Here is a 24208-nt window from a genome sequence, read left to right as displayed (position 1 = left end):
AAGAGCCATCCTACGATGGCTCTCGAATAAACAAGTACTCCCATCTAGGGGATTTCATCATTAAGTATCTTTGCCCATAACTCTTACTTACGGTTATAAAAGCTTTTCTTTATTTATGAGCTAAGCGAGTAGCTATTTTTTCACCAAGACGAAGCTCTTGTCCACTCTTTAATTCCTGCACTACTTCTATCATATCTTTTTCAAACAATAACACAACTGTTGAACCAAATGTAAAGTATGCCATTTCTTCACCTTTTTGAACAGTGTCTCTCTCATGCAAAAGCTCAATACTATTAACAAACATAGCACCTACTTTTACAAGAGCCATATGCTCGCCATCACTGCTTACTTCTGTAACAGAACGATAATTTTTTGACAGTGGTTCTTTCCCATATTCCATACCAGCTGCATTTACCGGATATGATTTTCTACCGAGTACAAATCTTTCAGTCACAGAACCAGAAAGCGGACTATGAATGCGATGATAATGACTTGGACTCAAATAAATTACCATATATGTACCGCCTGCATATCGCGTTGCACGTTCTTCATTACCTAGCATATCCACGATTGAATAGCGCTTTCCTTTAATATCAAATGTTTTTGTATCCTCAATAGGACCATGATCTGCAAAAACACCATCAACAGGACTAACGATACTCGATGCATCTGTATCAATACTACGCTTTCCTTCTTTTAGCTTACGCGTAAATAATTCATGCAATGTTCTATATTCCTTCAAACCCTTTTCCATCTCATCTTGATTAATTTGAAAAACTTTCGCGTACGATGGAATAATGATAGAGCTCAAACGAGATTGTGCAAATTTACGGAATATATAAGAAGTAAAGCGACCATTTGTAAGTTCTATCATAAGTCGATATAATGTACGTCGCAAATTGCGAAACCCCCTAATCAGTCTATAACTTTAGTTTTCCCTTCTTTTCTTTCTATATCATATGTAAAATTGGTTCTTATTCCCACATATCATATAAAGCAGCCTTATTATATATACAGAAAACTAAGTATGGTATTATTCTTAAATTATTTAGCACCTTCTAATATTACAGATAGAATCCGTCATTTTCAACAGTGAACATGTATTTCTTCTTAGCATAACGCGTTTTCTTTTCTTATTTACAATAAGAAAAGCAGCCCATTTTAAATATGGCTGCTTCTAATACACTTTACTCTTTCGCTTTTTTCTCTTTCTCTGCCCTTACAAACTCGTGGAACATTTTCATTAAAGCACGCTTTTCAATCCGTGATACGTAGCTTCTAGAAATACCAAGCGCCTTAGCGATTTCCCGCTGTGTTTTCTCCTTATCTAGCCCAAGTCCAAAACGTTTCACAATCACTTCTTTTTCTCTTTCGTCTAAAATATCGATATACTCTTTAATTTTTTCTAACTCCATACTAAGTTGAATCATATCAATTACATCTTCAGACTCTGATTTTAATATATCAATAAGCGATATTTCATTGCCCTCTTTATCTTGCCCGATCGGATCATGAAGTGAAACATCTTTTTTCGTTTTCTTTAGTACACGTAAATGCATCAAAATTTCATTTTCAATACAGCGTGCTGCATACGTCGCAAGCTTCGTTCCCTTTCCTGCAGAATAGCTCTCGATCGCTTTAATGAGCCCGATCGTACCAATTGAAATTAAATCTTCTGCATCTTCTCCTGTGTTCTCAAATTTTTTAACGATATGAGCTACAAGCCGTAAATTATGTTCAATTAAAAGATTTCTCGCTTGAGCATCACCTTGCTCCATTAACTCTAAGTACTTTCTCTCATCATCTGATGATAACGGCTGCGGGAACGCATTGTTCTTCACATAAGAAACAAAGACAAACACTTCTCGAACCATATATCCAATTGCGGCGAATAGACTCAAACCTTTCACCTCCGCCAAAATAGTGGTCTTTATTATGTGTATGTGGGCGTGAGGTTGTTTGTGTCTGTACAGTTTATTTATAAAACTCAACACTTCTAACATTTAAAATATTTTATCGTTATATTATAATTAAATAAAATTGTTATTTATATATGAATATGCTATTAAAGGGGACACTATTCATGATTATATTAGAACGATTATTAAATGTAACAATTTATTTAGGGTTATTTTTACTTTTCATTTCGTTCATTACTTTTGTTATTAAAAGAGGGCCTGATTTATTATTTTTTCAATTTGGAATTTCTTTATTTTTTGGAGCTCAAATTATAACTGGAATAAAATTTTTTCATAACTATGGTTTCTCCTTTCACTCAAAACTAGAACTACTTATCTTTATTTTCTATGTAATTGGAATTATTACATGTATACTATTATTCTTTCACTTTCAAAATCCGTATCGAATTTTTTTATTAATCTGTAGTTGTTTATTTTTAACTGGATCCAATTATTACTTTAAAGAAACATTAAATTTTAGTAAAAAAATTCCAAAGCAAAACAAAACTTTTTTAAGTACACAAGAAGACTCTTTTCCAAAAGAAGTTCGTAAATTTTCAGAGGATTACAACAACATAATAAGAAATGATTTTTATGAAATACCGATGATTCCTACTGAATTACAGATTACAAGCAAAAAAGATTCTTCCCATAGTACATCTTACTTAGTTGAACTTCATAATAGCGAAAATGAAATTACTGATGACTCTGTACAATTAACTCCATCAGACCGTTTTTATGTGCTGTTAAATAAACAAAAAACAAAAATATCAAAAATAGTATATGAAGGGCAGAATTTTTTCACATTTACAGTCACACTAAAGGCTCTTAATTTACAGCAAGAACCAGAAATTCATAATATGTTTTTAGAAATAGATAAACGTAGAGCGATGAATCTTCTTAATTTTGAAATTAAAGCCCATACTAAAGAATGGAAAGTAATATTTAAAAGTGATAGTTCTCATTCCAATCTTCCTATCACATTTACTTTTGAAAAACGAACAGGCAAAGTATAAAAATAAAAAGAGTTATTTTCTTTGAAAAATAACTCTTTTTATTTTACTTACTCCAAATCTTTCTCCCCGCTTGGGCATCAATATAACGAATTTCCCGCCTACAATTAAAAGGTTCTTTATGTTTTTCATCTGTCGTTTGTTTGTAAAGTAGTTTGTATTTCGTTTCCTCTGCATCATGATCTAAAAACCATTCTAATTTAACTCGGATAGCCTCTCTGTATATTTCTAACGCTTTTTCTTTAGTTACTTTTGGTGTTATTTCATATGTGAGCAATTCTTTTATAAAGTTGCTAGACTCCCCCGAGTAGTGCATAACAGCACCATTTTCTGCATTGATGTTAATCATAAATTGGTTATACTCTGCCGGAATATCATTTATATATACAGAAAAGATAAATCTTTCAATCCCATCTTCTGCTTCTTCACGTTCCTCCCAAAGACGCAGATATTGTGTGATATCTGGAATAACTCGTTCTAAAAATTGAAGTGCTTTTTGTAAACATTCCTCTCTAGACAGTATTTGCTTTACTTCTTTATCATCTGTCAGTTTTATAAAACCAGTTAATTCATTGGTTAATTTATCAATTTTAACGCTAACTAAATTATTATATTTCAACATCGGTAAATGCTTTTTAAAGAATTCATTCATTAAATATGGATCCTTTTCTTCTTTCTGTTTTTGTAATTCCTCTTTCGGAACAAATTTCATCCTTATTTCATCATCATTTTCTGTCTCATCTACTTTTGTAAAACCTTCTTTATTCCAGTCAAATAATTCGAATACGTCACCTCGTTCGTTACCTTTTTTCGATTTTTCAACAGCTACAGCCGAAGGTAATTTATAATGATCTAGTCCAAATAAATCTTTACCTGTACTTGCATCAATAAACGCATGACTAGGCTCTGGTTCATATACAAGCTGGTACCCTTTTACTTCTTCCCCGCTTTTATACTCACATGAAGAGTATGTTAAATCTACAAATACAAGTCTCATATCTTGTCTAGCTTTCAAATTTTCTAAAACGATATTCTCCTCAACAATTTCACTTGGCCATAACGGTTTTTTCTCTATAGCTTTTTGTCCATTGTAATGAAAATGCACAACATTACCTGAAGGGTGCACTCGCACAACGCACCCTGTATTCGGCAATGGATAGCTATTCACTTCTTGCATATAATTTACTTCTTTCCAACCGCGCCTGTCATCCTTAACCGTTACATATGTATAGAATTCATATCCTTCTTTTGTATATTTTTTCAAGAACGCATTTGCAATCTCTCTTGCCTTCTTCTCCTCTATCGCTTCCTTGCCACTTGAAAAAGAATTTTCATCATCTATCCTAAATTCAATTAAATTACCAGTATGTCTATTTAATGTAATTTGTATCTGTTTCTCCTCATCATCTTTATGTGCCCACCACAATAAATGATACGGGTCATCAACCCCTTCTTAATCATCTACAACAAGCCTATAATCACCTGGAATATCAATAATATGAGCCACTCGCTCTTTTCTCTCTTTATCTTTTTGATTCATTATTCCCCTCCTCAATCTTACAATTTAAGGTAATTATAACAAAGAAAACTAAAATTTATTAACAAAAAAGACTAGAGATATCTCTAGTCTTCTACTTCGTTTCACGATGTAACGTTACTCGCTTTAACCGTGGACAATATTTTTTTAATTCGATGCGTTCTGGATTGTTTCGTTTATTTTTTTTAGAAATGTAATTACGATCACCGCACTCCGTACAAGCTAATGTAATATTTACACGCATATTTAATTCTCCTTTCTTTCAAAAATCGCAACTAAAACGTAATGATTACGATTTATATATTATAAAACTTCATTCTATTTGTCAATTGCAAAAACAAGAAGATTCCATTTAGAATCCCCTTGTTTTTATAGTTAAATAAATTTTCTCCCGCATTAACGGGCAGTAAGACCCCCACTGATTAAAAGTTTCACTTTATTAAAACGATTCGTATGTAACAAACTCACTAATCGGCTTTCGATATCCTCGTGGGCGAGTTTTAGTCGTATCACTTTTTCCTATCGTAATCATTAAAACAGGTACTATATGCTCCGGCATATTCAATTCACTTTGTACTGCTTTTTCATCGAAACCAATCATTGGACATGTATCATAGCCATAATATTTAGCTGCGTACATAAAAGTCATCGCGCTTAACGAAGCATTTCTAATCGCTTCATCCTCCATGAAACGCTCTCCTTTTCCTTCATATAAACCTTTCGTTTGCCTAATTGTATCTTCATATTCACATTCATCAATCATTTTTAAAACTTTCATACCGAAGTAAATATTTTCAACATTTTGGTATGCTTTTTTATCACCACAAACGAGCACTACCGCTGATGCACTCGATATTTTATATTGACCAAAAGCTAATTCTTTTAATCTTTCTTTTCGCTCTTGATCACGAATTACAACATAATGTGTGTGCTGCAAATTATAGCAAGATGGAGAAAGCTTAGTTAACTCAAATATTTTTTTAAAATCCTCATCAGGGATTTCTATACCTTGTATAAATTTCATTGCAGAACGTCTAGCAATTGCTAATTCTTCAAAGTTCACCATATATCCTCCTCGATAACTGTAAATTTAAATATACATTAATTTATACAAATAGATAAATCAAATAAAAACACTTTAAATCCGAATAATAATTATGATTAACAGCAAAAAAGACAAAAAGCTGAAACAATTAGTTCATACGAAATTCACACGAATCTATTACTATAGAAACTGTACATAGTGAACTTATTAACAATCACGTTTATTTATATAAAATCTTACTCGAAAGGAGTTGAAAGTATGAAAACTAAATATCGCTTTATGATCTCATCATTTGCTGCTTGCGCTTATATGATTTGGTATTTAGTATAATAACGACCTCACTTGCAAATAGGAAAAGGTGTGTATATAAATGGAATATAATCAATCAACAGTTAACTACTGGAAAGCTTTTGTATTACCATATACATTTGCTTTAGAAGAGTTAAAAACTAAATTTGAAATTATGAACCGGGAAGCTCAATTTCTAGAGGATTACAACCCGTTTGAACATATAAAAACAAGACTAAAACAACCTGAAAGTATTATTAAAAAACTAGAGCGCAAAAGCTTATTACCAACAGTTGAAAATGCTCAAACACATTTACAAGATATTATTGGTATTCGTATTACATGTTGCTTCGTAGAAGATATCTATCATTTGAAAGAAGTCATTCAAAAACGCGAGGATATGGAAGTCATAGAAGTAAAAGATTATATCGCTAACCCAAAACGAAACGGATATAAAAGTTTACACATGATCATTAAATACCCTTTGTCACTAAATTCTGGTACAAAAGATGTATTTGCAGAAATTCAGTTACGTACACTGGCAATGGACTTTTGGGCAAGTTTAGAACACAAACTTTATTATAAATATGAAGGAAAAATACCGGAGTATTTAAAAGATGAACTACATGATGCAGCAATGAAAGCTGAAGATCTGGATAATAAAATGGCCACAATTCGTCAAGATATTGATGATATTGAGGCATGTTCAAATCAAATTATGCTACCACTATAAAAAAAGGTTCTCGCCAATGAGAACCTTTTTTATATCATTTTTTGGAAGTACGACTCCACACTTATTAAAGTTTCACGTTATTTTTTCTCTATTGTTCGAACCTCTTCAATCTTCCATTTACCCTCTTCTTTTCCAAGGGCATACTGTACTTTCTTTTGAAGAGTAATACTGTCGTCTACTTCCTTTTCTTTCGTTTCAACAATAACATACCCTACTTTACTAACTTTCATATCTATATGTTCCAATTCAATTTTCTTATTTCCCTTTTGAAATGCGGCTTCTTTTTGTGTTTTTAAGTCCTCAGCACTAGGCATCTTCTTTGAAAATAACTCCATATGTTCTGCAAGATTTTTTTCATTGGTCGTTCGCACAAATGTATGAATAACATCTTGAATAGATTTCTCTTCTTCTTTTGTTATTTGTACCTTTTCCTCAGTTTTTTTAGTAGTAGATTTTTGTGCTACATTATTCTCTTCTTGTTGACATCCAACTAGTAATACTACAAATGCTAGAAGGAATCTTAATTTCGCAAATATTTTTTTCATATTTCCAACTCCTAAAAAGAAAAGCGAGGCAGTTCGCCTCACTTTCGCTCTTAATTAGCGTCTTCCTTTATTCGGATCACCACCGCCAACAATATCAAAGACACGTTTCGCTATATTTGTATTCTCTTGAACGCCAGAGAACAAGTATTTACCTGGACCAAATGCATACACGTTCACATCTTCCCCTGTATGTCCACCTGTTGTCCAGCCTGTAACCGAGCGCTTATTGAAAATATCTTCAATTGCATTATCAATCTTTGTTACATCTTTTGACGGAGCTATATCATTTACAGCTTGAATTTCTTCTGGAGTTAATTGTAAATCAATATACTTTTTCAATGTTTCTTCTACATTTGCACCTTTTGCAATCTCATTTGCCATAAAGTCTGGTGTGCGTTTTGCAGCTTTAATTGGATCTACTTTAAAGTTATACTCGCCATTGGCACCTAAAGATAAGCCACCAGTAGCGTGATCTGCCGTTGCAACAACTAACGTATTTTTATCTTTTTTCGCAAACTCAATCGCTGCTTTGAAAGCTTTTTCGAAGTCTTCCATTTCACTCATTGCACCAACAATATCATTATCATGTCCAGCCCAGTCGATTTGACTTCCTTCCACCATTAAGAAGAAACCATTTTTATTTTTGTTCAAACGCTCAATTGCTGCATTAGTCATTTCTTCTAATGAAGGTGTTTTCTCATTGCGGTCAATCATTTTATCTAATCCACCTGGTGCAAATAAACCAAGAATTTGATCATTTTTATCATTTAACAATTGATCTCGATCCGTTACATAGCTATAACCAGATTTCTTAAACTCTTCTGTAAGATTACGATCTTTTCTAACAAAGTTCTTTACGCCGCCGCCAAGCATAACATCTACCTTATGCTTCCCTTTAATTTTCTCATCAAAATAATCATTTGCAATTGCATCCATATTTTTACGGCTAATGTCATGCGCACCGAAAGCAGCTGGTGTTGCATGTGTAATTTCAGAAGTTGCAACGAGTCCCGTTGATTTCCCTTTTTCTTTCGCTTGCTCAAGAACTGTTTTCACTTCCGCTTTATCATTATCAACTGCAATTGCAGCATTATATGTTTTAATTCCTGCTGACATAGCTGTTGCTGCCGATGCAGAGTCTGTAATATTTTCATGTTCATCTTCTGGGTATGTTTTTTGTGTTCCTACAAGATGCTTATCAAATTCTGTAGATTCCATTTCAAAGGTTTTTGGATTATCTTTCATATAACGGTGAGCCGTCATATATGAAGGGCCCATACCATCCCCAATTAATACGATAACATTTTTAATCTTTGCATTGCTTCCGTTCTCATCTGCATTAACCTCACTAGAACGAGTAAAATTCCATGTTGCTACCGAAGTAACTGCTAATGATGCCACAACTGCAAATGGCCATGCTTTTTTCACAAACTTTTTCACTGTCTTATCCCCCTAATTAGGTTATTCATTTCCCACTATCAAATTTAATGGAAGACTATTAAGAGAAAATTAGCTGTATGTAAATTTTTTGTTAACTTATGTAAATATCAGTTATAATTTGTATAAGTTTGTCTTTTTGTATCAATCATTCCGCCCTTTACAATTTAAATATAAACAAGTTGGATTTCATTTAACGTAAATCTCTTTTTTTACATTTTGACTCTATGTTTATGAAAATAAATAGAAATGCGGTGAGCCTTTATGAAAATAGTAAAGCTAAATGAATCTTTTATTTTTGAATTACTTAATCTTTGCAAATCTGTTGGATGGTTACACGATGAAATTTTTATGAAAAAACAATTCGAAATGTATCTTTCTATCGGCACACTTGTAGGTTACATTCATGAAAACAAACTCATTGCGACTGGAGGAGTATTTCCCTTTACAAGTAACTTCGCTTCCATTGGTATGTTAATCGTTCACCCTAATTTTCAAGGACGCGGAATAGGGCGCATGTTGCTAAATCATTGCTTGGAACAAATTCATCCAAAACAACCCATTGCACTTATTGCGACAAAAGCTGGCGAACCTCTATACACATCATGCGGATTTCAAACAGCAACAACGATTCATCGTTTTGAAAAGCAAACTATTAAGACGTACCCTTCTCACTTACAACAAGTACAAGAAGAAGACCTTATATCTGTTACTTCTCTGGATCAAATTGCAACTGGTATGAATCGTTCTCTACTTTACTCTTTGCTATTACCAAGGGCCGTACACTCTTTTAAAATTGAAAGAAATAACTGTATAGAAGCTTTTTCATTATGCATACAAAAGGGCAATATATTATGTATCAATCCACTTATCGCCAAGCAAGAAGAAGATGCTATCCAATTATTAAAAAAGATATGTGAATGTTGGAATGGTATAGTACGAATTGATGTTCCACACTCACAATTTACATTTCGTCAATTTCTTCAAACAGAAAATTTCCAAGAAACGCTCCTTTCACCTCTTATGATAAAAAATGGTAGCCAACTTCCTGGAAATCGTAATATGCTATTTGCTATGATAGATACAGCGTTATGTTAGAAAGGAGACACCTAATTGAAGCGATTTAGCTATTTTATGGTAGGTTGTCTTACTCTTACACTATTAGTAGGATGTAGTGCAGCAGAAAAGCCAGTAGAACAAGTAAAACAAGTTAAAAATACAATTACAGCGAAACTAGCTACCGAGGAAAAAATGGTAGAAATAGATGGTCAAACCATTTACTTTAAAAAGATTGGTAATGAAAAACCACCTTTACTTATGATTCATGGCTTTGGAGGGTCATCAGATGGTTTTCAAAAGATTTACTCCGATTTAGCAAAAGATCATACAATTATTTCTGTAGATGCTTTAGGATTCGGGCGCTCATCTAAGCCAATGGATTTTTATTATTCTTTTCCAACTCATGCAAATTTGTATTATAAATTAATGAAAAAACTAGGGTATGATTCATTCGCAATACTGGGGCATTCCATGGGGGGAGAAATTTCTCTAAATTTAACATATTTATATCCTGAAGCAGTTACTCACCTTATTTTAACTGATGCTACAGGTGGCCCTCATACATTCGTTAATAAACAAGGCTCACCAAAACCACAATTGTCGACTGATTTAAATGCCGTTTCTTCTATTACAGATTATGATGAAAGCAAAGTGAAATTCAAACGTAATGATGAAGAGCATTATAATAAAATGAAATTATGGCCTAGACGTCTTAAAATTAATGCAAATGAAATAAAACAGCCAACTTTAATTATATGGGGCAGAAATGATAGTAGCGTTTCCTGGAAAGAAGGAGAAACGTATCATCAATTCTTAAAAAATAGCACTTTACATATTATTGAAAAAGGTTATCATGCACCATTTCGCCAAGAACCACAAGAATTTGTCGGGTATGTAAAAGATTTCTTTAAGAACAATCCGATTAAAGTTGAAAAATAACATAAACGGGTATCTCAAAATGAGATACCCGTTTTCATATATTAAGCAGCTTGCTTTTGGCGTTTTGGAGTTTTTGATCCTAATACTTTCGGGATAACGAAGCCATCCATTCCAAATTTCCCAGCGTTCATACCGGAAACAAGAACAAACATAGATAAGATAACCATCTCAGGGTTCACACCAATTGACCCACTAAACATATAGGAAAAGTTCATTACAAGACCAAAAAAGACCGCTGTTTTTGTTAAACAGCCTACAATTAAACCAATTCCGACTAAAATTTCTCCCCATGTTACAAGTGTATTAAACAAATCTACATTTGGAATTGCAAATTCTTGTAAGAATGATGCCCACCAAGATTGAACAGCCGGTTGTGCACCTTTAGATTTTTCAATTGCCCCTTGCAAATAACCTGTTGCATCGAATCCTTTTCCTTGTAGTTTACCGATTCCAGCCATTAACCATGTGTAACCAAGATATACTCGAATTACTGCTAATGCAAAAGAAACTGCTTTGTTTTCTCTTAAAAATTGAATAACCATATCTTCCTCCTAAAGTTGTAATTAAGTTAGTTACAGATAATATAATAACATTAGTTACTTATTTTTCAAACGTTAATTATGAATAATCCGTGACATGCGTATGAAACATTAAAAACTAACGTTTATATAGTAACTTTTATTACCTGTAAAAACTTGAACATATCATACCACAAGTGATAACCATTTTCATTGAAAAAAATGTAAAAAAAATGTGAGTTAAATGTGAAACACGTTTATTCGAATATAGAATAAACGTGTTTCACACTAATTATAGAATCGAAATGTATGTGTCTCCTCATCAATTAAACTCGCTTCTTGAAACGCTTCTTCTAACGTTTTCCCATGGTTAATAACCCCATAAAATAAGCGTATAGTAAACATAAGTGCTGCATTTCCATCTACATAATCAATCGATCCAATATATGATTTCGCACCACTATGTAAAAAAGATTTTGCTAGATTTTGCTCCCCTAACGTACACCCGCTATTTACAATATGTGTATTATGCAATTTTGCATATTTATAAATTTCTTCTGTACCAAAATACCCTCTCGGTTCATCTTGTTCATATACTTCTTCGCCTAACTCTTCTATGACAAACTTCCCTTCTTCACCATGAAAGCAAAAAATAATATAATTAATATTGTTAAATAAGTTCTTTCCAGAAAGAACTTCCACAAAATCTTTCGGTCTACCAATCCAATATGTCACAACCCTTGCACCAAAATATTCAAGAGATGCTCGAATTGATTGCGCTTCTAAATCCGAATTAAAACCAACTACTAATGCAATATTCAACATACAACCCCCATCCTATAATCAGCCCTTATCAATCAGAATTTTATGGGATAAATCCATTTCATATATGCCCGTTTCTTTCAAAAAATCTGATCTAGTTAAAACGACTTTCTGTAAATATTGCCTATATGCTGTAATTGTTCCATCGTGAGATACAATGCAAATTCTTTCAGCACCCAGTTCATAACACCAAAGAAGAAATTCATCTACTATTTGCTGAAAACTATTCTCTGAAATAGTGTTTATACCTTCCTTCCATAACTGATTATTTGAGCTTTTCTCTATCGAAAAATGCGGAAATAACTTTGTTATCATTCCCTGATCTACTATATAATCGCACGGTAATGTTTTCGCTCCTTCTCGATAAGGAAAAATACGTGGGGATACATATGGATGGACTAGTTTTTGACAAGCAACTTTCGCACTCCATATTGTCGCCGTTTGCAAAGTTCTAAGTGTAGGACTAACAATTAATATATCCGCTTCTTGTAATGATATATCACGTTGAAGTAATTTAGCTTGAGCCTTTCCTACTCTCGTCAATGGTGGGTCAAACACTTGTAAACTTTCTGGTAAATCCGTTGTATGTTCACCTTCACCATGCCGAACAAAAACGATTTTCATATTCAGCCTCCTCTTACTATAAAATCCTCACACATATTTCTTCCCTATTGCATTCTTTATTCCTGCTGTATAAAAACCGATATGTAAAAAACATTTGACACTAATCTTTGTAAAATATTACAATATTACATGTAAAATACTTTTTACACCGAAAGGAGAATTACATATATGAAATGGATAATTGTCTTTATTGGAATGATTGTATGGGGATATATAAACGGCTTCTTTAGTAGTGATCAAACTGCTAATCCCTGGATTACAGATGATGAACGTGAAACAAAAATTAAACAAAAAGCAATTACGGCAAGCTGGTCCGGTGTTTTTATGTTTTGTACCATTAGCCTCTTAAATAAATGGTTAGGTTTAAGCACAAACGATAAATCACCGTACTTACCAGACCCTATCGCAGCTATTTTAAAGGAAAATGTAGAGTTACAAGTTTTACTCATGCTATTTGTTATGTATGGAATATTTTACTTACATTATCGAAGAAAATTAAGTGCCTAACTTCTAACTCATGATTATCCTCCTAAATGGTTATAGTAATTAGGACGAAATGAAAGGAGCGATAGAAAAATGAGTAACTCGAATGAATTTTTAGATACACTACATGAAAAACAAGCAAAAGATGAACAAAATAGAAAGCGCCAAGGGAACGGAAACCCAGCGAAAAAAAAGCCAAATAAAACGCATAAATAACAATAAAAAACTGCCTAAAATGATCTTTTAGGCAGTTTTTTATTGTTATTTCACCGAGATGACATTTTCCCAATTCCATTTCTCATAATACCACGCTGGTACATCTATATTTTCAATCCACTTCTTTTCCTGTTTCCCATCTTTATGAGCAAGCCATACATCCGCTTTCTTACGGTCTGAACGTATCCAAATTAATTGATTACTCTTCTTCATGAAGATCGGGTGGTAATCCCCTTGCTTGTTCTTTTTCTTTGTGATTTGATGCTGTGCATTACTTGTACTATCGACCTCATACAAAGATGGTAGTGGCCTTTTTTCTGGTGGAGTTTCTATCCCTGCCTCCTTTGCTCGTGAAACGATAATTACTCTATCGTTCTTCCATACAAAATCCCAATCAACATATCCTTTCGGCGTAAATATGTTCTGCTGAAGTGCTGGCAATTCCTTTACTTTTAAATGCTTATTTTCTAATGCAACTCTTCCGCTCCCTTCAATATAAGCTAATATATTTTTTGATGGTGCCCATTGAAACCATTGTGCGTTTAGTAACATTTGATCTACTTTTTCAAACCGACTGCCATCTGCACGAACTAAGCAAAGCGTATTACTATCAGCTGACCATGAAGCTGTCGGTACTGCTAAAAATGAAATCCACTTTTGATCTGGTGACCACTTAAAGCCACTTGCTACTAGCGCTAGGAAATCATCATGTTCATTTGGCAATGCATACAAATGCTTCATTTTGTGAGGATTCATATGTGCATCTTTTTGCACTTCATATAGCTGAGCCCCTGTCCATCCTGTTGGAAGTAAGTGCGCTTCAGAGGATACAAGAAAGTTCTTTCCATCGGGGTACCATGCATAATCCCCTACACCAGCCGATACATTTTCAAAATCTGCATTCTTTTTTTCTACATCAAATGTATTTAATGTACCTGTAAATATAAATGCAATTATATTTTCTGTTGGTGACCATTGATAATTCGATGCTTCTGAGTGAAACGGCGTAACTTTCTTTCCATCTTTCAGCCGATATAACTCAAGAATATTTTGTTTCTTCCCTTTTACATATGCCAGCCATTCTCCATCATGTGACCACTTTGGCCCTGTTATGTTCTCTCCTTTTGTAAGTTGTTTTTCTTTCCCCTCAACTTTAATCCAAAGGTTATGATGACGAATAAAAGCAACTTTCACACTATTATTTTCTGCGCTAGTAATAGTGATAGAACACAAAAACATAAACAACACTACACTACCACTTACTATTAGCCTTTTCATACCATCACTCCATTTCCCTCATAGCATTCCTCACTTTCTTCCTACAATATGTGAAAAATATCGATTCGACATAATCAGAAAAAATTTCCCAAGAAATTTTCAATTCATAGAGGATTGGTATGAATTATGTCGAAAGTATAGTTTAGCCAACATTTATATTTATAAGTTATAACTAAAATGTAAGATTTAATTTCTGAATATTGGCACTTTTTATTAGGGGGAGTATCAATGAAAAAAACTACATCTACACTATTAAGCATGGCGCTTGTCTTTTCTAGTTTTGGAGCTTTAAGCGCTCATGCTGAATCACTACAAAAGGAGAAGCAATTTAGTCCACAATTAAAAACAACGATTGAACAGTGGGGAGAACATAAAATTGCTCAAAATGTTGAAACGAAAACAACAAAAGAAATATCAGTAATTGTAGAATTGCAACATGCACCTCTCGCTGCTCAAAGTAATATTCAGCATGCTCCAGATTTACAAAATAGTAATGCTCAGTCTTATCATGCTGAGCTAAAAAAAGCACAAGAAGATACGACTAAGAAAATAAAAGAAAAAGCACCTGGTGCAAAAATTAAAGAAGTGTATAATACGTTATTTTCCGGATTCTCTATTTCAGTTCCTGGAGATCAAATTACCTCTCTTGCCTCTTTACCTGAAGTAAAAGCAGTCTATCCGAACTTAACATATAAATTGCATGAAACATCAAAAAGTACTACTAACGAAGAAGCACCAAATATCGGTGGACCGACAATTGGTGCACCTGAAGCGTGGAATTTAAAAGATCCATCTGGCAAACCGCTTGATGGAAAAGGCATGAAAGTAGCCATTATCGACTCTGGCGTAGACTATACACACCCTGACTTAAAGGCAAATTATATCGGTGGATATGACACGGTTGATGAAGATAGCGATCCAATGGATGGTAACGTACATGGTACTCATGTAGCTGGAATTATTGCGGGTAATGGAAAAATTAAAGGCGTTGCTCCAAACGCTTCTATTCTAGCCTATCGTGTAATGAATGACGGTGGAACTGGTACAACAGATGATATTATCCAAGGGATTGAGCGAGCGATTCAAGATGGTGCGGATGTGTTAAACCTCTCCCTTGGGCAAGATTTAAATGTACCTGATCAGCCTGTAACATTAACGTTAGAACGAGCAGCGAAACTTGGTGTTACTACTGTCGTTTCAAATGGAAATGACGGACCAAAACCTTGGTCTGTTGATGCTCCCGGTAACGCAAGTAGTGTCATTTCTGTTGGAGCATCTACGGTTTCTATCCCGTTTCCAACATTCCAAGTAGCTGGTTCCAGCAAAACATATCAAGGGTTACCGTTATCAAAATCCGATTTTCCAATAGGAAATGATTCCCCTCTTGTATATGTTGGTTATGGCAATCCAAGTGATTATGCAAAACAAGATGTGAAAGGGAAATTCGCACTTATTTTACAAGGTACTTCTAGTACATTAGTAAAAGCAGAACAAGCGAAGCAAGCTGGTGCACTTGGTGTGTTATTAATCTCTAGCGAAAAAGAAATTAATATGATGCCGGAATATTTTTCACGTGAACATCTAGCTATCCCAGTAATGCAATTATCAAATACAAATGGGGAAGAATTAAAAACTTTAATCACAAAACGAAAGAAAAATATAAAAATTGGACAACCAAAGCAAACAGAACTTATCGGTAACTTTAGTTCAAGAGGGCCATCACAAGGAAGTTGGCTAATAAAGCCTGATGTTGTTGCACCTGGAGTACAAATTACTAGTACAGTACCGCGAGGCGGCTATGAATCGCATAACGGAACAAGTATGGCTGCTCCGCAAGTAGCTGGAGCGGTTGCCCTCTTGCGTCAAATGCATCCGGATTGGACGACAGAACAATTGAAAGCGGCTCTTGCTAACAATGCAAAAACATTACATGATGTCAATGAAAATACATACCCTGTTATGGCACAAGGATCTGGTTTAATTAACATTCCGAAAGCAGCTCAAACAAATGTATTAGTAAAACCTAACAATGTCAGCTTTGGTCTTATTAAGCCAAATAGCGGAAAAGTAAAACTGACGCAAAATGTTACATTACAAAACCTTTCTAGTAAAAAGAAAAGTTTTTCAACTCGTGTGGAATTACTAGATGCCAACACAAAAACAAAAGTAAAAGCTTCTGTCCCTTCATCGATTAGCATACAACCGAATAGTAGTACCGAAAAACCATTTACTATCACGGTAGATAGCTCACTACCACAAGGTGTGTATACTGGAAATGTATATGTAAAAGAACAAGGGGCAAAAGAAGAAATTCGAATTCCATTCACATTTAGTATCGATCCTAAAGATTATAAACGTATCGATGGACTCGAAATTATTAATTCTACTTTTAGCCCAAATGGCGACCACGTACTAGATGATAATCTCATCAACTACTATTTAGTTGCGCCTGTGGATGATGTAACATTACATGCAAATTTAGTTACGAAAGAACGTGTAACGCATCAAGGGATTATCCATCAAGCTAAAAATGCAACTCCTGGATACAAACCTTTCAAATGGAATGGTACAAAAGCAGATGGCACTCCTTTAGCTGACGGGCTATATCAAATCGAAGCAGTTGCTTCTAATTCTGGTGGAGAAACAAAACAAACAGCTGCTGTATTTCTTGATCGAACTGCACCTAAGTTAACACACGAAGTTGACCAAGAAAATCTCGTAATTAGAGGAAAAGTTGATGATATTCTACTAGATTGGATGTCAGAATCTGGTTGGATAGCACCCGGTATTCCAGTGAGAATGCAATATGAAATTAACGGAAATGGTGTATGGGAACAGGCATTCCTGAACCCTTGGGAGAAAAGCTATGACATTTATTTCGATCGCACTCAATTACACGAAGAAAAAAATACTATTCACATTGTAGCAACTGATGCAGCTGGCAATACCTCTAATTTAACTGTTAATTTAGAAGTGAAATAAAGTGAAGCCTTAATCAGTAGAGATTTTGTTCATCCCCACTGATTATTAGCCTTCACCAATCGGGGGTTACGGGCAGTTATTCTCCCACCGAATTTTGAGGTAGGAATTTTACTGCTCATTAACACGGGATAAAAAATTTTTGTTGACAATTTTTTTAATATAGTTTTATAATACAAAACATAGTTTAGTTTAACGAATTATATATCGGCTTTGAAGGAATGCTAGTAGCGACTTATATCACTGTCCCAGAGAACTGATGGTTGGTGCGAATCAGTACATATACAAGCGTGAATTACAATTCTGGAGCTTCTTTCCCGTAATGCTTTTTATGCATGAAGAGAAAGACGGATCTTTCCGTTATCGTAAAGTGAGTGGTAAACAATTAGTTGTTTACAAATAGGGTGGTACCGCGATTTTTATCGTCCCTATCGGATTTTCCGATAGGGACTTTTTTGCATCCATCCTCTTACACAATTTCATATATACGCGTTGAAAGAATCGCAGTAGTATCTTATATCCCTGTTACAGAGAGCTAATGGTCGGTGGAAATTAGCACATATATAAGTATGAATTACAATTCTGGAGCTTCTTTTTCGTAGTGCTTTTATGCATGAAGGAAAAGACGGAATTTTTCCGTTATCATTAATTGAGATGTAAGTATATTTTCACTTACAAATAGGGTGGTACCGCGATTCTTTCGCCCCTATCGGATTTTCCGATAGGGGCTTTTTCTATTTATCACAGAAACATATGTTAAATAATTCCGAATCTTATGATAAAATTTTATAAGCGCTTACAAAAAATGAAAGGGGGTGATACAAGCTATACGAAATCGATATTCAATTTTATTGAAAAAAAGGAGGATGTCTAAATGACAAAGAAAACAGAAATTCCATCGCATTTAAAACCATTTGTATCCACACAACATTATGATCAATACACACCGGTGAATCACGCTGTGTGGCGTTACATTATGAGACAAAATCATAGCTTCTTAAAAGACGTTGCTCATCCAGCCTATGTGAACGGACTACAATCATCTGGTATTAATATAGATGCAATTCCAAAAGTAGAAGAAATGAATAAGTGTTTGGCACCAAGCGGCTGGGGCGCTGTAACAATTGACGGACTTATTCCTGGCGTAGCATTCTTCGATTTTCAAGGACACGGATTACTACCGATTGCAACAGATATCCGGAAAGTAGAAAATATCGAGTACACACCAGCTCCAGATATCGTACATGAAGCCGCAGGACACGCACCGATTTTACTTGATCCTACATATGCAAAATATGTGAAACGTTTTGGGCAAATTGGTGCAAAAGCTTTCTCTACAAAAGAAGAACATGATGCATTTGAAGCTGTTCGTACATTAACGATAGTAAAAGAAAGCCCTACTTCTACTCCTGATGAAGTTAAGGCTGCTGAAAATGCTGTAATTGAAAAACAAAAGTTAGTTTCTGGTTTATCGGAAGCTGAACAAATTTCACGTCTTTTCTGGTGGACAGTAGAATATGGATTGATCGGAAATATAGATGATCCAAAGATATATGGTGCTGGTCTCCTTTCTTCTGTTGGCGAAAGCAAACATTGCTTAACAGACGCTGTAGAAAAGGTTCCATTTTCTATCGAAGCATGTACAGGGACAACTTATGACGTAACAAAAATGCAACCACAACTATTTGTTTGTGAATCCTTTGAAGAATTAACAGATGCGCTTGAAACATTTTCTAAAACAATGGCCTTTAAAACAGGTGGAAAAGAAGGTTTAGAAAAAGCAATTCGCTCTGAGAACTATGCAACAGCTGAGCTAAATAGTGGATTACAAATTACAGGTACATTTAGCGAGACAATTGAAAACGATGCAGGTGAATTAATTTACATGCGAACAAATTCGCCAACGGCATTAGCGCTTCATAATAAACAGTTAGCGAATCATTCTACTTCTGTACACAGTGACGGATTTGGAACACCGATTGGATTACTTACTGAAAATATTGCATTAGAAAATTGTACAGACGAACAACTACAATCATTAGGAATTAAAATTGGAACTATCGCTGATTTTACTTTTGCAAGTGGTATTCATGTAAAAGGAACAGTAACAGATATTGTGAAAAATGATAAGAAAATTGCTCTTATTTCCTTTATCGATTGCACAGTTACTTATAACGCCCGCGTTTTATTTGATGCTTCATGGGGCGCATTTGATATGGCTGTTGGCTCACAAATCACTTCAGTATTCCCAGGTGCCGCAGATGCAGCAGCATTTTTCCCAATGGATGAAGAAGTTCAAGAAATTCCTGCTCCGCTTGTACTGAATGAACTCGAGCGTATGTATCAAACAGTTCGAGATATTCGAAGTGAGGGGATTTTACACGACGCGCATATCGATCAATTAGTAGCAATCCAAGAAGTATTAAATAAATTTTATGCGAAAGAATGGTTGCTGCGCCTTGAAGTATTAGAGTTACTTTTAGAGCATAACAAAGGGCATGAAACATCTGCAGCATTACTACATCAACTTTCTACTTTCACAACTGACGAAGCTGTAACACGCCTTATTAACAATGGTCTTGCGTTACTTCCAATAAAGGATGTGAAAAATGATGCTAAGATTAACTGAAGAAGAAGTTCACGAGGAATTATTGAAGGTAGATAAATGGATGGTAAAAGATGAGAAATGGATTGAACGAAAATATATGTTTTCCGACTACTTAAAAGGAGTCGAATTTGTCTCTGAAGCCGCCAAACTATCAGAAGAACATAATCACCATCCATTTATCCTTATCCAGTATAAAGCAGTTATTATTACTTTGTCATCTTGGAATGCAAAAGGTTTAACGAAACTAGATTTTGAGCTTGCAAAACAATTTGATGAACTATTTTTACAAAACGAAAATGCAATTATAAGAAAATAAAAAAGAGAAGCCTTTTTAGGCTTCTCCTTTTATTTGGAAATGGATACAATGTCCAAATGGATCCTCGACTTGTAATATTCCATCTTTGTACGTAGCAATCTTACCAATATTTTTTAAGCTTTCACATACTTGCTCTTTTTGTTTTTCATCCGCTAATACAATTGTGAAATATTTCAAACCAACAGAACCTGGCATTTGCGGTGGTACCCCTTCACCTTGCCATGTATTTAAACCGATATGGTGATGATAGCCACCTGCTGATACGAACAACGCTCCATTACGAGCTGGGATTGTTACTTCAAAACCAAGACCATCAACATAGAAACGTTTCGCTTCCTCTAAATCAGCTACATGGAAATGAATATGCCCCATCACAGTACCAGCTGGAAATCCACTCCATGTACTTCCTTGCTGCAATAATTCTTCACCAGCTAACGGGTTACTAACAAATGGGAGCTCTCCATTCTCATCACGCCAAACTTCTTTTTGTCGATCATGATAAATTTCAATCCCGTTTCCATCTGGATCAGCTAAATAAAGAGCTTCACTAAAGTAATGATCGGCCCCGCCATGTAGTGGATATACCATTTCTACAAGATGACGAAGAACATTCGCTAAATCCTGCCTACTTGGTAATAAAATTGCGTAATGATATAACCCTGTTCTTCCTCTTTGCTTCGGAAAAGCTTCTTTCTTTTCTTCAATGATAAGAAGTGGTTCATCATTTTCATTCCCAAATGTAACGACTGCTTTTTCTTCTTTTAGCACCTTCATACTTAGTACTTCCGTATAAAACTCTAGTGATTTCTTTACATTAGATACGTATAAATGAACAACATCCAGTGTTGTATCGGGATGAAGTTGAAAACTCATCTTGTTAGCCCCCCATTTAAATTAGTTCTTCTTTGACATTTTTTCTTTTAAGAAATTATCTACAAAACCATCAGCTTTTGCAACAAATAAGTATGCACCCATTGCTAATAATGCAAGTTCTAATTCGAAACCAGGATTTTTTCCATCTCCCAATAAACCAGCTGACCATTTCACTTTTACGATTGCTCCAACCATAACAAGTGCAAATAATAATCCAATATATCTTACACCTAAACCTAGAATTAATAATAGGCCTCCAACTAATTCAAATGTTGCTACACCGTATGCAAGTCCTCCTGGTAAACCAATGCTTGTAAACCACCCTGCAATATTGTCAATTCCTGATTGGAATTTTGTTAAACCGTGCATGAAGAATGTTACCCCTAACACGATACGAATAATTAAGTTACCAATATGTTGATTCATTTCTTTCTCTCCTTTATAGTTTTCTTATACAAAACTTTTATTCACATTACAAAACATACACTAATTTTTTTTATTCGTCAATTCATTTTCACTGGGAAAAAATATATTTTTTTTGCTATGATACAAATAGTTGTTTACAAAAAGGAGCTTGATTTTATGAATATTGGTTCTGCAATACGTGAAATTCGTCAACGTAGAGGCATAACAATCGCACAAATTTGTGAGGGAACAGGTCTTTCTAAAGGATTTATGAGTCAGGTTGAAAATAATAAAACATCACCATCTATCTCAACTTTAGAAACGATCTCCAATTTTTTAAACGTTCCCCTTCCCTATTTATTGTTAGAGCAAAAAGATCGATTAAAAATTGTCAAAAAAGAAGAACGGAAATACAGTGTATACGGCAAAGATGAGCAAAGAATTGAACATGTTGCGGAGCAAGGGGGCCTTCGCCTATCTTTAGTAGAAATCCCTACTGGATTCCCGAAAGAAAACTCACCAAATGCCCATGAAGGGGAAGAATGTCACCTTGTATTACGCGGAAAACTAGAAGTTCAGCACGGTGAAGATATTGCAATTGTAGAAGAAGGTGATTCTTTCTCATGGAATGCATGCGTTCCTCATATTGTTCGTAATATAGGAGAAGAAACTGCATTACTACTCATCTCTAGTTATGCGGAAAATCGAAAACGTGTTTACTAAATAATAAAAAAGAAGCCTGCTAAACAGGCTTCTTTTTTATCCCCTTATAATTCCATAACTTGTCCCCACTAGTACAGTCTTTTCGTGTTGATTGCGATAAACTGACTCGATTGAAACTTTTTTATAGCCTTCCATTTGCTCAACATTTGTTAAAGTTAATTCACAAGTGATTGTATCTCCTGTGAAAACTGGTCTAATAAACTCACTTACTAATTCTCTTGCTATGTAATGTAATTCTTCGCCTACTTTCGTTCCAATGCTAGCAGTCAATAAACCATGGACCATTAATCTTCCATTTTCATCATATTCCACATGGTGTCTACCTTTATCTCCGGTAATATTTGCAAATTCAAACACCTCTTCCTCAGTAAATCTTCTTTCATATTTAAATACATCCCCAACTTTTATACTCATTTTTATCCCCCTAATAATAAACAGAATTTTCTTTTATTTTATCATAAAATGTGCCTCAATCCATTCTCTATTATCAAATCCTCAAAATTACCTCGCTAAACTTTTACTTTTCATTCATTTATCGGTGACCATCTCTTTTCGCGACTTGATATCCATAATACGCACATGTTCCATTTCTCGATAGCTCTCTAACTTCAAATCCACAGCTTCTATAAAAATCAAAATTGTTCGCAGAAGTATGTGCAAACCAGTCACCATGTGGTAGCTTTTGCAAACAAAGAGCGACAAGTTTCTTACCTAATCCCTTCCCTCTATATTCACATTTCACAACTAAATTTACTATGTTCGCGACCATGATTCCATCAGAAATGACTCTAACCATGGCAATCATCTCTTCTTCATCCCAAATTGTGAATGCCCATGTTGAATTTTCAAATGCTATCGTGAATTTTTCAATTTGCCAAGAAGGGATATTATCATTGCTCCAACCGGCATCTTCGAATAAAGTCTTAATTGCATATGCAGGTACACCATTCGTCCCCTCACGAATAATAAGTCCATTATGATAAATGTACATGTAATCCCCCCTTTATTTTTATATACCATTCTTCAAAAAATGCAATTAACCTTTTTTCATCCAACGCGCCTAATGGAATAAACGAGAACATCCATCCCATGAAATGAAGTTGTTTTCTCATAACTAAGCCCCGTTTTTCTAGCAACAAAGATTGAGGCGGGGTGGTCCGGATTAATAAGAGAAATCAATTTATTCATTCGTAACGCTTGGAAGCCATAGTCTCGAAATGCTGCCGCTGCTTCTCTCGCATAGCCTTTTCCCCAATACTGAGGTAATAACCAATAACCAATCTCAATTTCCTCTTTTCCATCTATCTGCTGCTTTACTAATCCTGCATGACCAATCCGTATCCCCGTTTCCTTTTCAATTAATACAAATAAACCGAGGCCGTTTTTATAGCTAGGAATTACCCACTCTTCCAAACTTTTTTTACATTGCATATATGTTTTTAAATTCCCATTTCCAATATAGCGCATTACTTTTTCGTTTCCCCATAGTGAAGCGTAGAACTGTAAATCATCCATTGTATATTTACGAATTTGTAAACGGTCTGTATGAAACATTCCTTCACTCCTTTCTACTAATTTCTTCTTAATTTCACAATCATATTTTGTATGCACAATAAGTGTTACCATTTATTATAAATGAATCAACCACATAACACAGAATATTCAATCTTATAGAAACAAAAAAAGCAGTAGACAAATATTGTCCACTGCATCCATATCATAACTAGCATAAAGAAAACTACAATTGAGGGGGGTGTAGGATTTTCAAATATACTAGATACTTATCCCGTTCTAACGGGCGGTAAACTT

The 24208-nt window shown here is 34.6% G+C and carries 25 protein-coding genes, 1 pseudogene and 2 other annotated features; of the genes and pseudogenes, 10 read left to right on the top strand and 16 right to left on the bottom strand.

Going from position 1 to position 24208, the window contains the following annotated elements:
• Positions 1 to 109: 109 nt before the first annotated feature.
• Positions 110 to 898: a phosphatidylserine decarboxylase gene (locus HMAS_RS02795; protein ID WP_116344696.1), complete on the bottom strand. Its 789-nt coding sequence runs from the start codon at positions 896 to 898 to the stop codon at positions 110 to 112.
• Positions 899 to 1187: 289 nt separating this feature from the next.
• On the bottom strand, positions 1188 to 1901 hold the full coding sequence (gene sigK / locus HMAS_RS02790; protein WP_000051382.1) for an RNA polymerase sporulation sigma factor SigK: 714 nt from the start codon (positions 1899 to 1901) through the stop codon (positions 1188 to 1190).
• 152 nt (positions 1902 to 2053) lie between these two features.
• Here sigK and HMAS_RS02785 point away from each other — a divergent pair, with 152 nt between their 5' ends.
• Positions 2054 to 2974, top strand: coding sequence for a hypothetical protein (locus tag HMAS_RS02785; RefSeq protein ID WP_088867919.1), 921 nt, complete (start codon positions 2054 to 2056; stop codon positions 2972 to 2974).
• Between the two features lie 43 nt (positions 2975 to 3017).
• Here the strand turns inward: HMAS_RS02785 and HMAS_RS02780 are convergent.
• From HMAS_RS02780 to HMAS_RS02770, 3 genes and pseudogenes are all read right to left on the bottom strand, one after another.
• Positions 3018 to 4511 (bottom strand): annotated as a pseudogene (locus HMAS_RS02780) (YcdB/YcdC domain-containing protein).
• Positions 4512 to 4602: 91 nt separating this feature from the next.
• Positions 4603 to 4752, bottom strand: coding sequence for a 50S ribosomal protein L33 (rpmG, locus tag HMAS_RS02775; protein WP_001265617.1), 150 nt, complete (start codon positions 4750 to 4752; stop codon positions 4603 to 4605).
• A 195-nt stretch (positions 4753 to 4947) separates the two neighbouring features.
• Positions 4948 to 5574 (bottom strand): nitroreductase family protein, encoded by a 627-nt coding sequence (locus HMAS_RS02770; RefSeq protein ID WP_000245976.1) that lies wholly within the window; start codon positions 5572 to 5574, stop codon positions 4948 to 4950.
• Between the two features lie 349 nt (positions 5575 to 5923).
• On the opposite strand from HMAS_RS02770, the gene HMAS_RS02765 reads away from it, so the two are divergent.
• Positions 5924 to 6574 (top strand): GTP pyrophosphokinase, encoded by a 651-nt coding sequence (locus tag HMAS_RS02765; protein ID WP_000456230.1) that lies wholly within the window; start codon positions 5924 to 5926, stop codon positions 6572 to 6574.
• A 77-nt stretch (positions 6575 to 6651) separates the two neighbouring features.
• On the opposite strand, the gene HMAS_RS02760 is transcribed toward HMAS_RS02765, so the two are convergent.
• Positions 6652 to 7119: a hypothetical protein gene (locus tag HMAS_RS02760; RefSeq protein ID WP_000717906.1), complete on the bottom strand. Its 468-nt coding sequence runs from the start codon at positions 7117 to 7119 to the stop codon at positions 6652 to 6654.
• Between the two features lie 54 nt (positions 7120 to 7173).
• The gene (locus HMAS_RS02755; protein ID WP_000714912.1) at positions 7174 to 8559 is read right to left on the bottom strand and encodes an alkaline phosphatase; all 1386 of its coding nucleotides are present in this window, start codon (positions 8557 to 8559) and stop codon (positions 7174 to 7176) included.
• Between the two features lie 261 nt (positions 8560 to 8820).
• On the opposite strand from HMAS_RS02755, the gene HMAS_RS02750 reads away from it, so the two are divergent.
• A complete protein-coding gene (locus tag HMAS_RS02750; protein WP_000706696.1) occupies positions 8821 to 9654 on the top strand; it encodes a GNAT family N-acetyltransferase in 834 nt (277 codons plus the stop codon).
• A 15-nt stretch (positions 9655 to 9669) separates the two neighbouring features.
• On the top strand, positions 9670 to 10554 hold the full coding sequence (locus HMAS_RS02745; protein ID WP_000819810.1) for an alpha/beta fold hydrolase: 885 nt from the start codon (positions 9670 to 9672) through the stop codon (positions 10552 to 10554).
• Between the two features lie 41 nt (positions 10555 to 10595).
• Here HMAS_RS02745 and HMAS_RS02740 read toward each other — a convergent pair whose 3' ends face one another.
• From HMAS_RS02740 to HMAS_RS02730, 3 genes are all read right to left on the bottom strand, one after another.
• Complete coding sequence (locus HMAS_RS02740; RefSeq protein ID WP_000236592.1) at positions 10596 to 11096, bottom strand: DoxX family protein; 501 nt, start codon at positions 11094 to 11096, stop codon at positions 10596 to 10598.
• Positions 11097 to 11360: 264 nt separating this feature from the next.
• Positions 11361 to 11897 (bottom strand): hypothetical protein, encoded by a 537-nt coding sequence (locus HMAS_RS02735; protein ID WP_000931927.1) that lies wholly within the window; start codon positions 11895 to 11897, stop codon positions 11361 to 11363.
• Between the two features lie 18 nt (positions 11898 to 11915).
• Positions 11916 to 12518, bottom strand: coding sequence for a histidine phosphatase family protein (locus HMAS_RS02730; protein WP_000706246.1), 603 nt, complete (start codon positions 12516 to 12518; stop codon positions 11916 to 11918).
• Positions 12519 to 12686: 168 nt separating this feature from the next.
• Here HMAS_RS02730 and HMAS_RS02725 point away from each other — a divergent pair, with 168 nt between their 5' ends.
• Together HMAS_RS02725 and HMAS_RS02720 are read left to right on the top strand one after the other, a co-directional pair.
• Complete coding sequence (locus HMAS_RS02725) at positions 12687 to 13025, top strand: hypothetical protein (RefSeq protein WP_000871153.1); 339 nt, start codon at positions 12687 to 12689, stop codon at positions 13023 to 13025.
• Between the two features lie 69 nt (positions 13026 to 13094).
• Positions 13095 to 13217: a DUF4023 domain-containing protein gene (locus HMAS_RS02720; protein ID WP_000071866.1), complete on the top strand. Its 123-nt coding sequence runs from the start codon at positions 13095 to 13097 to the stop codon at positions 13215 to 13217.
• Positions 13218 to 13262: 45 nt separating this feature from the next.
• Here HMAS_RS02720 and HMAS_RS02715 read toward each other — a convergent pair whose 3' ends face one another.
• A complete protein-coding gene (locus tag HMAS_RS02715) occupies positions 13263 to 14495 on the bottom strand; it encodes a TolB family protein (protein ID WP_000825724.1) in 1233 nt (410 codons plus the stop codon).
• 228 nt (positions 14496 to 14723) lie between these two features.
• On the opposite strand from HMAS_RS02715, the gene HMAS_RS02710 reads away from it, so the two are divergent.
• From HMAS_RS02710 to HMAS_RS02700, 3 genes are all read left to right on the top strand, one after another.
• The gene (locus HMAS_RS02710) at positions 14724 to 17477 is read left to right on the top strand and encodes a S8 family peptidase (protein ID WP_025709766.1); all 2754 of its coding nucleotides are present in this window, start codon (positions 14724 to 14726) and stop codon (positions 17475 to 17477) included.
• Positions 17478 to 17678: 201 nt separating this feature from the next.
• Positions 17679 to 17907 (top strand) — a binding site (T-box leader).
• Between the two features lie 50 nt (positions 17908 to 17957).
• Positions 17958 to 18185 (top strand) — a binding site (T-box leader).
• Positions 18186 to 18348: 163 nt separating this feature from the next.
• Entirely contained in the window at positions 18349 to 20103 is a 1755-nt protein-coding gene (locus HMAS_RS02705) for an aromatic amino acid hydroxylase (protein ID WP_025709765.1), read from the top strand.
• Positions 20084 to 20398: a 4a-hydroxytetrahydrobiopterin dehydratase gene (locus HMAS_RS02700; RefSeq protein WP_000979538.1), complete on the top strand. Its 315-nt coding sequence runs from the start codon at positions 20084 to 20086 to the stop codon at positions 20396 to 20398. Before HMAS_RS02705 ends, HMAS_RS02700 begins: the two co-directional genes overlap by 20 nt.
• A gap of 15 nt (positions 20399 to 20413) precedes the next feature.
• Here the strand turns inward: HMAS_RS02700 and HMAS_RS02695 are convergent, their stop codons facing one another.
• Together HMAS_RS02695 and HMAS_RS02690 are read right to left on the bottom strand one after the other, a co-directional pair.
• Positions 20414 to 21271 (bottom strand): VOC family protein, encoded by an 858-nt coding sequence (locus HMAS_RS02695; RefSeq protein WP_000009844.1) that lies wholly within the window; start codon positions 21269 to 21271, stop codon positions 20414 to 20416.
• A gap of 21 nt (positions 21272 to 21292) precedes the next feature.
• On the bottom strand, positions 21293 to 21697 hold the full coding sequence (locus HMAS_RS02690; RefSeq protein WP_001071553.1) for a DoxX family protein: 405 nt from the start codon (positions 21695 to 21697) through the stop codon (positions 21293 to 21295).
• 156 nt (positions 21698 to 21853) lie between these two features.
• Here HMAS_RS02690 and HMAS_RS02685 point away from each other — a divergent pair, with 156 nt between their 5' ends.
• Complete coding sequence (locus HMAS_RS02685; RefSeq protein WP_001020693.1) at positions 21854 to 22399, top strand: helix-turn-helix domain-containing protein; 546 nt, start codon at positions 21854 to 21856, stop codon at positions 22397 to 22399.
• Positions 22400 to 22435: 36 nt separating this feature from the next.
• Here HMAS_RS02685 and HMAS_RS02680 read toward each other — a convergent pair whose 3' ends face one another.
• The 3 genes from HMAS_RS02680 to HMAS_RS02670 form a co-directional block, all read right to left on the bottom strand.
• Positions 22436 to 22813, bottom strand: a complete 378-nt coding sequence (locus HMAS_RS02680; RefSeq protein WP_000025015.1) for a MaoC/PaaZ C-terminal domain-containing protein — start codon at positions 22811 to 22813, stop codon at positions 22436 to 22438.
• A 118-nt stretch (positions 22814 to 22931) separates the two neighbouring features.
• Complete coding sequence (locus tag HMAS_RS02675; protein ID WP_000276114.1) at positions 22932 to 23390, bottom strand: GNAT family N-acetyltransferase; 459 nt, start codon at positions 23388 to 23390, stop codon at positions 22932 to 22934.
• Positions 23391 to 23446: 56 nt separating this feature from the next.
• Positions 23447 to 24025 (bottom strand): GNAT family N-acetyltransferase, encoded by a 579-nt coding sequence (locus tag HMAS_RS02670; protein WP_000258037.1) that lies wholly within the window; start codon positions 24023 to 24025, stop codon positions 23447 to 23449.
• Positions 24026 to 24208: the final 183 nt, after the last annotated feature.

The sequence above is a fragment of the Bacillus sp. HMA207 genome (assembly GCF_003402455.1).
GTDB classification, from domain to species: domain Bacteria; phylum Bacillota; class Bacilli; order Bacillales; family Bacillaceae_G; genus Bacillus_A; species Bacillus_A cereus.
The sequence above is the reverse complement of the archived record's forward strand: the minus strand, read 5'-3'. Positions and strand labels throughout refer to the sequence as shown.